11 protein-coding genes and 1 pseudogene are annotated in these 13196 nt (G+C 57.3%); all 12 read right to left on the bottom strand.

The features are described from left to right. Positions 1 to 49: 49 nt before the first annotated feature. On the bottom strand, positions 50 to 1258 hold the full coding sequence (locus HGHM_RS04700; RefSeq protein WP_019140357.1) for a DesA family fatty acid desaturase: 1209 nt from the start codon (positions 1256 to 1258) through the stop codon (positions 50 to 52). A 116-nt stretch (positions 1259 to 1374) separates the two neighbouring features. Next, the gene (locus tag HGHM_RS20660; protein WP_051155280.1) at positions 1375 to 2688 is read right to left on the bottom strand and encodes a mechanosensitive ion channel family protein; all 1314 of its coding nucleotides are present in this window, start codon (positions 2686 to 2688) and stop codon (positions 1375 to 1377) included. Beyond that, entirely contained in the window at positions 2685 to 3248 is a 564-nt protein-coding gene (locus tag HGHM_RS04690) for a phospholipase D family nuclease (protein WP_019140355.1), read from the bottom strand. Before HGHM_RS04690 ends, HGHM_RS20660 begins: the two co-directional genes overlap by 4 nt. Then, a complete protein-coding gene (locus HGHM_RS04685) occupies positions 3245 to 4501 on the bottom strand; it encodes an RsmB/NOP family class I SAM-dependent RNA methyltransferase (RefSeq protein WP_019140354.1) in 1257 nt (418 codons plus the stop codon). The genes HGHM_RS04690 and HGHM_RS04685 overlap by 4 nt, the downstream gene beginning before the upstream one ends. A 24-nt stretch (positions 4502 to 4525) precedes the next feature. Beyond that, positions 4526 to 5146, bottom strand: a complete 621-nt coding sequence (gene purN / locus HGHM_RS04680; protein WP_019140353.1) for a phosphoribosylglycinamide formyltransferase — start codon at positions 5144 to 5146, stop codon at positions 4526 to 4528. A gap of 76 nt (positions 5147 to 5222) precedes the next feature. Continuing rightward, positions 5223 to 5630, bottom strand: a pseudogene (locus HGHM_RS04675) (barstar family protein); the annotation flags it as partial. Positions 5631 to 5685: 55 nt separating this feature from the next. After that, entirely contained in the window at positions 5686 to 6054 is a 369-nt protein-coding gene (locus tag HGHM_RS04670; protein ID WP_026075703.1) for a ribonuclease domain-containing protein, read from the bottom strand. 360 nt (positions 6055 to 6414) lie between these two features. Continuing rightward, complete coding sequence (gene ggt, locus HGHM_RS04665) at positions 6415 to 8214, bottom strand: gamma-glutamyltransferase (protein ID WP_019140350.1); 1800 nt, start codon at positions 8212 to 8214, stop codon at positions 6415 to 6417. A gap of 141 nt (positions 8215 to 8355) precedes the next feature. Continuing rightward, complete coding sequence (locus HGHM_RS04660; protein WP_019140349.1) at positions 8356 to 9114, bottom strand: 3-hydroxyacyl-CoA dehydrogenase; 759 nt, start codon at positions 9112 to 9114, stop codon at positions 8356 to 8358. A gap of 125 nt (positions 9115 to 9239) precedes the next feature. After that, positions 9240 to 11378, bottom strand: a complete 2139-nt coding sequence (locus tag HGHM_RS20655; protein ID WP_019140348.1) for a sodium-translocating pyrophosphatase — start codon at positions 11376 to 11378, stop codon at positions 9240 to 9242. 229 nt (positions 11379 to 11607) lie between these two features. Further along, positions 11608 to 12267, bottom strand: a complete 660-nt coding sequence (adk, locus tag HGHM_RS04650) for an adenylate kinase (RefSeq protein WP_019140347.1) — start codon at positions 12265 to 12267, stop codon at positions 11608 to 11610. A 147-nt stretch (positions 12268 to 12414) separates the two neighbouring features. Next, on the bottom strand, positions 12415 to 13167 hold the full coding sequence (gene kdsB / locus HGHM_RS04645; protein ID WP_019140346.1) for a 3-deoxy-manno-octulosonate cytidylyltransferase: 753 nt from the start codon (positions 13165 to 13167) through the stop codon (positions 12415 to 12417). Positions 13168 to 13196: the final 29 nt, after the last annotated feature.

Below are 13196 nucleotides of genomic sequence, written 5' to 3'. Positions count from 1 at the left end.
TTTTTCACCTTAATTGCAGACTTGCGCGAACAAGTCTTACGCACTCCGATTACGCATAGCTGCGCAAGCGCAAGGAAAAGTCCTGCAGTGCCTTGATGCCCGAGGATTCGGCACGTGCGCACCAATCCTGCAACTGCTGCAGCAATTGCTCCTTGCTGAAAGTGGAACGCTCCCAAATGGCTGCAAGTTCTGCACGCATCTCGTGCATCGTCGCCAAAACCTTGCTGTGTGCCAACACCTCACTCAACTGCTGCTTTTGGGCGCCTTCCAGCTTGGCAGGTTCGCGCTGCAACAGCTTCTTTGACGACCTCAAGGTCTTGACCTCAAGCTTGGATTTGCTAAGCAGATGATCGAACTCTTCGCGCCATGCACGCTTCAGGGATTTGGCGTATTTCGCCATCACGTCATAACGATTGGCGATAACGGATTGCAGCGTCTCGAAATCGGGCGCCATCTTTTCACGATCGAATTTTGGCGCCGGTGCGACTTTCTTCACCTTTGCCAGGCCGCACATTTCGAGCGCACGAATATAGACCCAGCCGATATCGAACTCATACCACTTGGTCGAAAACTTGGCGGAGGTACCGAAGGTATGGTGGTTGTTATGCAGCTCTTCGCCCCCGATCCAGATACCGATCGGGAAAATGTTCGTCGAAGCATCGGCGCAATCATAATTACGATAACCCCAGAAATGTCCAATACCATTTATGACGCCTGCTGCATGGATCGGGATCCACAGCATCTGGATTGCCCAAACCGACAGACCGATGACGCCAAACAGCAGCACGTTAATGATCAGCATCAGGGCGACACCCTGCCAGCTGTATTTGCTGTACAGGTTATGCTCGATCCAGTCATCCGGCGTGCCATGGCCGTATTTCTGCATCGTTTCACTGTTCTTCGATTCAGCGCGATACAGTTCGGCACCTTCGAGCAATACCTTCTTGATGCCTCGCGTGACGGGGCTGTGCGGATCTTCCTCGGTTTCACATTTCGCATGGTGCTTGCGATGGATCGCAGCCCATTCCTTCGTCACCATGCCGGTGGTCAGCCACAGCCAGAAGCGGAAGAAATGGCTGGGGATGGCATGCAGGTCAAGTGCACGGTGCGCTTGGCAGCGATGAAGGAAAATCGTGACGCCCGCGATAGTGATATGGGTCACTACCAGGGTGTACACCACGATTTGCCAGGCAGACGCGCCGGAAAGGCCATTGGCCAGGAAATCAAGAACTGCGTCAAATGCCGAATTTACGATCATTACCACTCCAGAGTTAAATTACTATCATGCAGCACGCACAGATATCGTACGCGACAACCTGCCTGAATTTCCGCTGCAGATTGTACGCTGTTTATATTGGCGATTGGTTGTATGCATCACGCCACAGCGCTTTTTTGATGCTTTTCTTGCAATTCGATCAAGCGTATTTCGCGTTGAGGATAAGGCACTTCTATATTATGAGCCTGCAACAACTTCCAAATCGCACGGTTGACCTCCGACAATACATTTGACCGTCCGTTCTCCGGATCCGAAATCCAAAAGCCAATTTCCAAGTCAAACCCATCTGCGCCAAATTGTTGCAACTGCGCACTTGGCGAAGGATGAGCTGCCACCCGCTTAACCGAAGCGACCGTCCGTTCCAGTAGTGGCAGGAGCGTTTCTATATCTGTTTGATAGCCAACACAAACCTGAGTTGCAAGTCTCAGGTTGCGATCAGTCAGTGAATAATTTTGTACGGCCCCCGACACCAGCATTTCGTTCGGTATCACCGTTTCCACGCCACTCATCCCACGGATGATGGTGTACCGCGTATTGATTCGAGTAACCTCACCGAAAAAATCGCCTACTTTGACGATATCGCCGATAGTCAGGCTGCGCTCAAGCAAGATCACGAAACCCGATACATAGCTACCCACAATTTTCTGAAGGCCCAAGCCGATGCCGACGCCAAGGGCACCGCCGAACACGGACAGCACCGTAATATCGATTCCCACCAGCGACAGGCTAAGCAGAACTGCCGCAACAATGAACAAGGCCCTGCCCATGCGCGCCATCACCACGCGTACCGATGAATGGATGGAATCCATCCGCATCAGCCGCTCTTCCAGCAATGCCCCTGCCCAGAGCGCGACAACCAGCGTCACGATGACGGAAGCCGCAGCCTGCAGGATGGTCAACAGGGAAACCTTGTTGCGGCCCAATGGAACGACTGTCTGCTCCAGATATTCAATGAGCCCGGGCCACAGACCGGTAATATAAAGAGCAACGCCTACCCATACCAAGGTAGCGAAAACCGTCTCAAGTACAGGCAACAAGCCGCCAAGGTCGCCATCCCTTGCAACAATCCGGCGCAATACGTAGAACGTAAAGCGTATCAGCGCAAATGAACCGACCAGAGGGACTGCCACGCGCAGCAGGCTTACGTTCTGCCATTCGCCCAATATTGCCTTCGCGAGCACAATCATGGCCAGTGCCAGCAAGGGCGACAGCACGCGGGCAAAGCTTTCCATTCCGAGACGCATGACCTTCAGGCGAGCATCGTCTGCGGCAAACCTCCCGCGCAACAGCCGCGCGAGCAAGGGGCCGAGCGTGAGGCAAAAAAGTAATACGCCGATCTGCCTCAACAATTGTGGATTGTTCAAATCGATCCAAGTCTCGGATAAAAGGCTGGCAAGAACGTTTTCTCTCATTTTTTATATGCGCTCGCGTCCCTTCTGTGGCGTTCCCAGTTCGCCGCATAACGGGCTGCAAGAATGGGATGTTTTCGGATAATCAGTATATTTTCCGCATTCCTGTTCTGTGCGGACCAGGTGAAGTTGTAGCTGCCGGTAATGACGATCGCATCCTTGTCATCTGCATCGATCACGATGATCTTGTTATGCGCATTCTGGTATTTCGTCTCCAGCCATACGGGGATTCCGGCAGCAGCGAGTTCGGGCAGTCTTGAGGATGCCGCTTTGGCTTCCTGTTCCGCATCTGCCAGAATGCGCACGTCAATTCCGCGTCGGCGCGCATCGATGAGGGCTGCGGCAATTTTTTTGCTAGTCAACAAATATGCCTGCACCAGTACCTGATTGTTTGCCGTATTGATGGCTTTCACAATCAGATCTTCAAGATTGTCCCAGGGCGCGAATGCAGCTTGAATGGATTCGCCTGCTACGGCCGGCGCATCATCTGCAGCGGCATGCAGATGCCACACGCTGAGCAAGGATGCGAATGCGAGGGCAGCAATCCGCGTGGCAGGAATCATTTTCTGCGCTCAAGCACTGCCGCGAAAAAGCCATCGGTTTGATGAATGTGCGGCAGGAGCTTCAGATAGTCCTGCATGTCCAATGGGATTTTTTGTTCCGTCAGAATGGCTCCTATCGGCAACAACACAAAGTCCTGATGCGAAGCGATAAATTGCTCGACGATCGCTTCATTTTCCTCGTCGAGCAGGCTGCATGTCGCATACACAAGCCTGCCTCCCGGCTTCACCAACCTGGCTGCGCTGTCCAGAATACTGGTTTGCTTGGTCTTCAGCTCCGCAATGGATTCCGGCGTCTGGCGCCACTTCAGATCCGGATTGCGACGCACCGTTCCAAGCCCGCTACAGGGAGCATCCACCAGCACCCGGTCGATCTTCCCAGCCAGCCGTTTGATCTTTGCATCATTTTCATGAGCGATTACGGCCGGATGCACATTCGACAAGCCGCTGCGAGCAAGCCGCGGCTTCAGCTTGCTCAAGCGCTTTTCCGATACATCGAATGCATACAGACGGCCGGTGCTGCGCATCGCCGCGCCGAGTGCCAGTGTCTTGCCGCCGGCGCCGGCGCAAAAGTCGACCACCATTTCACCGCGCCTGGCACCGACAATCTGCGCAAGCAGCTGGCTGCCTTCATCCTGCACTTCGATCGCTCCGCTCTGGAACAAGGGAAGGTTTTGCAGGGCTGGCTTTTTCTTTACTCGAATCCCGAGTGGTGCATAGGGCGTAGGCTCACACTGAATCGGCGCCTTGGTCAGTTCGGCGAGAACCTCTTCGCGCTTTGCTTTCAGAGCATTCACTCGCAGATCGAGCGGCGCCGGACTATTCAACGCTTCCGCCAATTGCAAGGTAGCCGCCTCGCCGTCGCGTGCGACCAGCTTGTCATAGAGCCATTGCGGCAGATTCGCACGCTGCGTTGCGGGCAATGCATTGCGGTCGATTTGCGCTATGCGTCCCAGCCAGTCCGTCTCTTCCTCTGACAAGCTGCCGAGCGCATCGACGCCAATGGCATCGGCCAGGCCGAGCAAAGCCAGTCTGCGTATTGCCGAACCATGGCCGGACTCGGCAAAGCTTGCATAGACCAGCTTGTTGCGTAACACCGCATAGAGCCCTTCTGCTACCGCATTGCGCTCGCGCGCGCCGAGCTTGGGATGCTCTCGAAAATAGCGTGACAAAATCGCATCGGCCGGTCCGGTGAAACGCAGGACTTCGCGCAACACGTCCTCAAGATGCGTAATGACTGCGGGATGCAATCTCATTGAAGTCTTTCAGGATGATGGCCATTAGGCCGGATCAAGAACACGGACCATGCCATTCTCGAGGGTCAAGCGCCCCTCGACAAACAAGCGGATGGCGCGTGGATAAATAATGTGTTCCTGTGCCAGCACACGCTGCGACAAGGTATCTTCCGTATCGTTCGACAGCACTGGCACCGCTGCCTGTTCCACGATCGGACCATGGTCAAGTGTAGGAGTGACAAAATGCACTGTCGCTCCATGCACCCTGACCCCGGCCGCGAGCGCCTGTCGATGTGTGGCCAGACCCGGAAAGCTCGGCAACAGCGATGGATGGATATTGAGCATTCGACCGGAGTAATGCTCGACGAATGCACTTGTCAGAATGCGCATGAAGCCGGCAAGCGCCACCAGATCGGGCTGGTACTGGTCGATGGTTGCCTGCAGGGCAGCATCAAAAGTGTCCCGTGTCGGGTAATCCTGGTGCGTGACAACATTCGTGGGGATTCCCTGCTTCGCAGCGAACCTGAGACCAGGCGCATCTGCTCGATTGCTTATGACAGCAGCAATCTTCGCCGGCCATTGCTCTGACTGCGCAGCGTGCACGATGGCTTCCATGTTGCTGCCGCGGCCAGAAATCAGGATCACGATGTTTTTCATGGCGCGCATTGTACCGCACCCGTTAGGGGCTCCTTAACGAAAAAGCCGGCTCGTCGGCCGGCTTTCTGGAGCAACGCGGGAGCTTTTATTGGAAAGAATAGAAAACGCGGAAAGCGACTTTCTTGTCAGCCCAGAAATCCGCTGCGTCCCTGAATACATCGAGCAGGGTTTCACGCGCTTCCCGATCGAATTTCGGCGTATTGGGCAATTGTTCGAGGACGACCAGAAATCCCGGCTGCGCCCCCGACTTATACGTCAAGTCAGTCAGGCAATCGTGCAAAGCGTCGAAGTTCTTGCCAAAGTGCCTGGGGAAATGGAAGGATTCTGCAATTGTCGTCAGAACCTGCTGCTTGGTCGTAGCATTTGCGCAATAAGCATAGAGGAAGTGCTGTCCGAGGCGGCGCGCCTCCTCCTGCAGATCGGCGACACGAAAGGCACGGATGGATTGCACTACGTTGGCCGGCACGGTTTTTAACAAGCTCATGTCTTCCTCGGTTCGTGCAATGAGTTCTGCGGGTTCCCGCTGAAATGACTCGATTCGCATGGAATTACTCGTCGATGCGCTTGAAAGTCGCGTAATGGTCGTCGGTGTAATAGTATTCCTGGGGCGGCTTTCCCCCGGCGATGATGCGCCGCGCACCGCGGTTGTGGGCGCCTGGCGTTGGGACGGTGTATTCATGATAGTACCCGCGCTTTTGCTTCGGCAACATGCCTTCGTAATTACCGAACGTCACGCCATCCTTAGGGTAGGGGAAAGGGCCACCCTGCTTGATCAATGCCAATGTCTGCTGAGCCTCGACAGGCAAGCGGTTCGCCGGAATCGTCTTCAGCCCGCCTGTATCTCTAGCAACGATATTCAGGCTGAAGAGAAAGGCCATCAAAAAAAAGGCCCACTTTTTCAGTAACTTAGCATTCATCAGGCGTTTCTTGCAAGTCAATTTGTTGACAAACTTATAATTCCGCTTCTTGGGATACGGTAGGGTAACTTGTTGGCTGCCCTGAATCAACCCGTATTGCCGTGGTGACTCTCCGCCCAAACCGACCTGTTGGATTTTGCCCAAGGTTGTCTATAGACAACTGCTTTTGTCTAGGTTGTTGCTGTTATTGTTTTACCCCCTTCCCATATATGGCTGCCGGCGTCAAACAGCAGGCCAAGTGTCAGGACTGAACCAGGGACTTGAAGTAGCGCCGGATAGGCGCACGCATAAGGAACTGCGCAGGAACAATCCGGCGCATGGAATCAGCCGGCCTGAGGAAGCGAGGCCGGCGAGGAAATATCAATCGCCCCGAACCGTACCTTCCCGCCGGGGATCAGCTCCACCCAGCCACATCTCTTCGCCGTGAATATTGACGCGCATGATGCCCTGCAGCCCGGAAGTCTGTTCCATCACGCGCACATTGTGTCCGCGCTCCCGCAATGCTTGCACCAGCGCATCAGGCGCACGCCCCTGCTCCAGCTCAGTCGGGCCATTGCGGCTGCCGAAGTTCGGCAGGCTGATCGCCTGCTGCACTTGCATTCCCCAGTCCATCGTACCGATCAGCACCTTCGCAACATAATTGATGATCGCCGAGCCTCCGGGGGATCCGGTAGTCATTACAAGATTCCGGGTTCCACGCTGAAAAACGAGGGTGGGCGCCATCGAACTGCGCGGCCGCTTCCCGGGCTGCACCCGGTTCGCGATCGGACCGTTGGCATCCTTCGGATCGAAGGAAAAATCGGTGAGCTGGTTATTCAGCAGGAAGCCACGCACCATCTGGCGCGAGCCGAATGCATCCTCGATCGTCGTCGTCATCGACAACCCATTGCCCCAGGCATCGACGACGGAAATATGCGACGTCGACGGAAACTCGGGAGAGTTGTCCGTGCCCCATGCGAGGCGAGTTCCGAGCGGCATGCCGGGCTGCGCAGTTCCCATCGATCTCGTACCAATCAGCGCCGCACGTTCGGCAAGATAGCGCTTGTCCAGCAAGGGCTGGATACTGCCGCCGGGCAGCGGCACGAAATCGGTGTCAGCCACATAGCGGCCGCGATCGGCATATGCGAGCCGGCCTGCTTCGGAAAACAGGTGCACTGCTTCGGGATCAAGTGCGCCATCCCTGGGCGAAAACGGCCGGATATTCCTGGCTTCCAGTATGCCGAGCATCTGGGCGATCGCAATGCCGCCGGAAGATGGTGGCGGCATGCCGCACACCGTCCAAGACTTGTAGCCGGTGCAGACCGGTTCGCGTGCCTTTGCCTGGTAACCGGCCATGTCGGCTGCCGTCAAACCTCCGGGGTTGGTCGGGTGGTTCTTCACCTTGGCTTCAATGTCACGCGCAATCTGCCCCTTGTAAAAGGCATCGGCGCCACCGAGTGCGATGTCTTTCAGCACTTTCGCCAGTTCCGGATTTTTCAGGACATGTCCGGCCGGCCAGGGGTTTCCATCCTTGTCGTAAAAATAGGCGGCCGCGACAGGGTCCCGCTTCAGATACTGCTCGGACTTGAGCAGAGCCGCCAGGCGCGGACTGACTGGAAAGCCTTCTTCGCACAGCTTGATCGCCGGGGCAAACAGCGAGGCCCACGGCAGCCTCCCATACTGCCTGTGCGCCAGTTCCAGCATTCTCAGAACGCCGGGCGTGCCCACCGAGCGCCCACCCACGACCCCGGCATAGAAACTCATTGCCTTGCCGTCCGGCCCCTGAAACAGTTTTTCCGTAGCCGCGGCAGGCGCCGTTTCGCGTCCGTCGAAAGCCTTGACCGTGCTCCCATCAAAATGCATCAGGAATGCGCCGCCACCGATGCCCGATGACTGAGGCTCGACCAGTGTCAATACCATTTGCGTCGTGATGGCGGCATCGACTGCAGATCCGCCCGCCCTCAAGACCTGGTAGCCTGCATCCACGGCAAGTGGATGAGCGGCGGCGACCATGAATTTCTTGGAGACGACAGCTTGCTTCTCGGTATAGCCAGTGGCAGCTTCCGGAGCCTGCATGCCGGCGGTATCCGGCAACGCCCTGTCCGGCTGTTTCGGACCGCCGGCACAACCGGCAAACAGGACTGCAATGCATGCAAGGGATGCGACTTTCATCCGGGTCATGTCTACTCCAATAATCAGGACCGGTGCAAAACCAGCCCTGTATAGGTCGGCCCCGAAAGCGCCAAGGCTGATGCCTCGGATTCGAGGTCCGACATCTGCACTATGGGTCTAGGGGTGGCTGCCGCCAAGCCGCAATGGCCATCACTTCGGCTGCATGCGGATGGCGCCGTCAAGGCGGATTGACTCGCCGTTGAGCATCACATTTTCGATGATGGTCTTGGCCAGGTGTGCGTATTCTTCCGGTTTGCCGAGCCGCGGCGGGAACGGCACCATGCGGCCGAGCGCATCCTGCACTTCCTGCGGCATGCCAAGCAGCATCGGCGTCTCGAAAATTCCGGGGGCGACCGTCATCACGCGTATGCCATTCCTGGACAGGTCGCGCGCCATCGGCAGCGTGAGCCCGACCACGGCCGCCTTCGACGATGCATACGCGGCTTGCCCGATCTGCCCGTCGTATGCAGCAACCGAAGCGGTATTGATGATCACGCCGCGCTCGCCATACTCATTGCCTTCGCTTTTCGCCATGGCGTCGGCGGCGAGCCGTGCCATGTTGAAGGTGCCAACCAGGTTGATGTTGACCACCCTCTGGAACACATCGAGTGGATGCGGCCCGTCCTTGCCGACTGTCTTGATGGCCGGGGCAATGCCGGCGCAATTCACCAGACCGCGCAGGGGACCCATGGCAAGCGCGGCCTCGACTGCCGCCTTGCCGTCCGCTTCGGATGTAACGTCGCATTTCACAAAGCGGCCTTTCAATTCAGCGGCCAGCTTTTCGCCCGCTTCCACCTGCACGTCCGCCAGCACCACCTTGCCGCCATTAGCCGCGATCATGCGCGCCGTTGCTGCACCCAAGCCGGAAGCGCCGCCAGTGATGATGAATACATTATTTGCGATTTGCATCTTCTCCTCTTTCCTTAAATTGGCGTTGAATGAATCTTTTGTGAAGCCACGGCTTGCATTGTAGAGAATCTCTTCGCGCAAAGGAAAAGGCAGCCGAAGCTGCCTTTTCTGAGTGGCAATTACGATCAGGGCTTGGCGGGAGCCTTGGCCGGCGTCTCCGATGCCATAGACGGCGCAGCCGGAACCGTCGCCGCTGCCGGCGCCGTATGCAGCCCGCTAGTCTGCGTGCCGGTCGCCGGCAGGAGCGGCACGATCAGCAAGGCCACGATGTTGATGATCTTGATGAGCGGATTGACGGCGGGGCCGGCTGTATCCTTGTACGGATCGCCGACGGTATCGCCCGTTACGGCGGCCTTATGCGCGTCGGAGCCCTTGCCGCCGTGATTGCCGTCTTCGATATATTTTTTGGCGTTGTCCCAGGCCCCGCCCCCGGTCGTCATCGAAATGGCGACAAACAGGCCGGTAACGATAGTACCCATCAGCAAGCCACCCAATGCCGCGGGTCCGAGAATCAGTCCCACGAGGACGGGCACCACCACCGGCAGCAATGACGGCAGGATCATTTCCTTGATCGCCGAGGCAGTCAGCATGTCGACCGCCTTGTCGTACTCCGGCTTGCCGCTTCCATCCATGATGCCCTTGATGTCGCGGAACTGTCGGCGCACCTCGATCACGACGGCACCGGCCGCGCGCCCTACCGCTTCCATCGCCATCGCGCCGAACAGATAGGGGATCAGGCCACCGATGAACAGGCCGATGATCACCATCGGATTGGACAGGTCGAAAGCTGTGCTCCTGCCCACTGAATCGAGCGCATGGGTATAGTCGGCGAACAATACCAGTGCCGCGAGGCCGGCCGAGCCGATGGCATAACCCTTGGTCACTGCCTTGGTAGTGTTGCCCACGGCGTCGAGCGGATCGGTGATCGCCCGCACCGAGTCCGGCATGCCCGACATTTCGGCGATGCCGCCGGCATTGTCGGTGACCGGACCATAGGCATCGAGCGCGACGATGATACCGGCCATCGACAGCATGGCCGTGGCGGCGATGGCCACGCCATACAGGCCAGCCAGCCAGTAGGCAGTCAGAATCGCCAGACATACCGCGAGGACCGGATAAGCGGTCGCTTTCATCGATACGCCAAGGCCAGCGATGATATTGGTGCCGTGGCCAGTGGTGGAAGCTTCAGCGATATGCCGCACTGGTTTGAAATCGGTACCGGTATAGTATTCGGTGATGTAAACCATCAGGGCCGTGAGGACGATGCCAACCACGGCGGAGCCCAACATCGGCATCCGCATTTCCGCCGGCATGACCAGCCACGTCACGATCGCAAACCCGATCAGAGACAGCCCCGCCGACCACCACAATCCCGTGTACAGGGCCGACATGATCTTCTTCCCGGGCTTCGCCTTCACCATTGAGCAACCGATGATCGAGGCCAGGATCGATACCCCGCCCAGCAGCAGCGGATACAGGATTGCCTGCCCCTCGGCGCCCTTGATCATCAATGCGCCCAGCAGCATGGTGGCGATCAGCGTGACCACATAGGTTTCAAACAGGTCAGCCGCCATGCCGGCGCAGTCGCCGACGTTGTCACCCACGTTGTCCGCAATCACGGCCGGATTGCGCGGGTCGTCTTCGGGGATGCCCGCTTCCACCTTGCCTACCAGGTCGGCGCCGACGTCGGCCCCTTTGGTGAAAATGCCGCCGCCCAGGCGGGCGAAAATCGAAATCAGGGAAGCGCCGAAACCCAGGCCGATCAGTGGCTTGATCACATCATGAGCAGCTGCATTTGCACCCTGCCCGGTTGCGCTCAGCCCCCAGAAAAACAGGCTCACACCGAGCAGGCCGAGACCGACGACCAGCATGCCGGTGATCGCACCACCCTTGAATGCGACATTGAGCGCATCGTTCATGCCCTTGGCCGCCGCCTGTGCGGTACGGACGTTGGCCCGGACCGACACATTCATGCCGATAAATCCGCAGGCCCCGGACAGCACTGCTCCGACCAGGAAGCCGATGGCGGTACGCAAGCCGAGACCCGGAATGATCGCGATGACGACGAACAGCACGACTCCGACCATGCCGATGGTGCGGTACTGCCGCGCCAGATAAGCCGCCGCACCCTGCTGAATCGCGCCAGCAATTTCCTGCATGCGCGGGTTGCCGGCATCCTGCTTCAGAATCCAGCTGCGGGATACCAATCCGTAAATGACGGCAAGTACGCCGCACCCCAAGGCAAACCATAAACCTGCTGCCATATCGACTCCTCCTTGTTGTTCACGACAAAGTTAAAACAATGACGACATCGCGGAGACTGGTGATCAACGGCTCACATACACGCAAGATCCAGGTCCTTGGCCTCCGTGTACTGCGTACTGCAAAAACTTTCTCTAAAGCGCTACAGGTTTCGGTTTGGCTGGCTGGTAACTTTTCCCGGCTTTTAAATTGGCTGAAACAAAAAAGCGGACACGAGGTCCGCTTTTGCAATCACTTTCTTTCCAGCGCTTCAAACACTTTGTCGCGGATGGACTCGACTGGCCCCACCCCGGGAATCTTCTGGTATTTCGGCGCACCCGGCTTTCCGGACTGCGCCCACTTGGTGTAATAGTCGACCAGCACTTCAGTCTGGTCATGGTAGACCGCAAGGCGCTTCTTGACCGTTTCTTCCTTGTCGTCGTCGCGCTGGATCAGATCCTCCCCGGTTACATCATCCTTGCCCGGAACCTTGGGCGGGTTGTACTTGACATGATAGGTGCGGCCGGATGCCGGATGGACCCGGCGTCCGCTCATGCGCTCGATGATCGCTGTGTCCGGCACGTCGATCTCCAGTACATGATCGATGGCAACGCCCGCTTCCTTCATCGCATCTGCCTGCGGAATGGTGCGAGGGAAACCGTCGAACAGATAACCATTCTGGCAGTCCGGCTGTTTCAGCCTGTCCTTGACCAGGCCGATGATAATGTCATCCGACACCAATCCTCCCGCATCCATCACCTTCTTGGCTTCGATACCCAGCGGCGTGCCTGCCTTGACTGCTGCCCGCAGCATGTCGCCAGTGGAGATCTGGGGAATCTTGTATTTTTCCTTGATAAAGTTGGCTTGCGTGCCCTTGCCGGCACCAGGCGCTCCTAGAAGGATGAGACGCATGACATTTCCCTAAACGAGTTTTGAATTCTGTCGTGGCTATTGCGAATTTGAATTCACGCCGAAATATATTTTTTGCCACACCTATTTTGAACGAAACTTACCACAGAATTTCGCTCCCTCGGCGCTTTGATTTTGATCTACCCTAATTCACGTACTGAAATGCCGCCGCACCCGCGCCAGGTCTTCCGGGGTATCGACACCAGCGGCAGGAATGCTATCGGTGACATGGACGGCGATCGAAAAACCGTGCCACAACACGCGCAGTTGCTCCAGCGCCTCGACCTGTTCCAACGGCGCCGGCTCCAGTGACGGATACGTTTGCAGAAAGCTGTTGCTGAACGCATACAAGCCGATATGGCGCAATGGCTGATACCCGGGTGGAAGCGACTCTTTTGATTTGGCAAAACCGTCGCGATGCCAGGGAATCGTAGCCCGGGAAAAGTACAGGGCGCGGCCAGCCCTGTCGAGCACCACCTTCACGACATTCGGATTGAATGTTTCCGCAATGTCACTGATGGGATGAGCCGCCGTAGCCATCGGAACTTCCGGAGTGATCAGCGCAGCGGTCGCCCGAATCAAGGCCGGATCAATCAAGGGTTCGTCGCCCTGTACGTTGACCACCACTGCCTCGGGACGCAAGCCCACTTCTGCCGCGACTTCCGCAATGCGATCGGTGCCGGAGGGATGGTCAATGCGAGTCAGTCGCACCGCGACCTGATGCTGCTCACAGGCAGCAACAATATCCGGATGATCGGTCGCCACGATGACTTGCGCCGCACCGGACAAGGCCGCTCGTTCGGCGACCCGCACCACCATCGGTTTCCCGCCCAGATCGGCAAGCGGCTTGTTGGGGAGGCGGGTTGAAGCTAGGCGTGCAGGAATGATGACGGTAAAGGACATCGGTAGATTATTTGATGGTCAGTAGCGGA

Origin of the sequence: Noviherbaspirillum massiliense JC206 (assembly GCF_000312045.1) — a bacterium.
GTDB classification, from domain to species: domain Bacteria; phylum Pseudomonadota; class Gammaproteobacteria; order Burkholderiales; family Burkholderiaceae_D; genus Noviherbaspirillum; species Noviherbaspirillum massiliense.
The sequence above is the reverse complement of the archived record's forward strand: the minus strand, read 5'-3'. Positions and strand labels throughout refer to the sequence as shown.

Coding starts and splice junctions, on each gene's coding strand:
- kdsB (WP_019140346.1), bottom strand. CDS start 13,167: ATGTCCTTTACCGTCATCATTCCTGCACGCCTAGCTTCAACCCGCCTC.
- adk (WP_019140347.1), bottom strand. CDS start 12,267: ATGCGTCTCATCCTTCTAGGAGCGCCTGGTGCCGGCAAGGGCACGCAA.
- HGHM_RS04700 (WP_019140357.1), bottom strand. CDS start 1,258: ATGATCGTAAATTCGGCATTTGACGCAGTTCTTGATTTCCTGGCCAAT.
- ggt (WP_019140350.1), bottom strand. CDS start 8,214: ATGACCCGGATGAAAGTCGCATCCCTTGCATGCATTGCAGTCCTGTTT.
- purN (WP_019140353.1), bottom strand. CDS start 5,146: ATGCGCGCCATGAAAAACATCGTGATCCTGATTTCTGGCCGCGGCAGC.
- HGHM_RS04685 (WP_019140354.1), bottom strand. CDS start 4,501: ATGAGATTGCATCCCGCAGTCATTACGCATCTTGAGGACGTGTTGCGC.
- HGHM_RS04690 (WP_019140355.1), bottom strand. CDS start 3,248: ATGATTCCTGCCACGCGGATTGCTGCCCTCGCATTCGCATCCTTGCTC.
- HGHM_RS20655 (WP_019140348.1), bottom strand. CDS start 11,378: ATGGCAGCAGGTTTATGGTTTGCCTTGGGGTGCGGCGTACTTGCCGTC.
- HGHM_RS20660 (WP_051155280.1), bottom strand. CDS start 2,688: ATGAGAGAAAACGTTCTTGCCAGCCTTTTATCCGAGACTTGGATCGAT.
- HGHM_RS04660 (WP_019140349.1), bottom strand. CDS start 9,114: ATGCAAATCGCAAATAATGTATTCATCATCACTGGCGGCGCTTCCGGC.
- HGHM_RS04670 (WP_026075703.1), bottom strand. CDS start 6,054: ATGAATGCTAAGTTACTGAAAAAGTGGGCCTTTTTTTTGATGGCCTTT.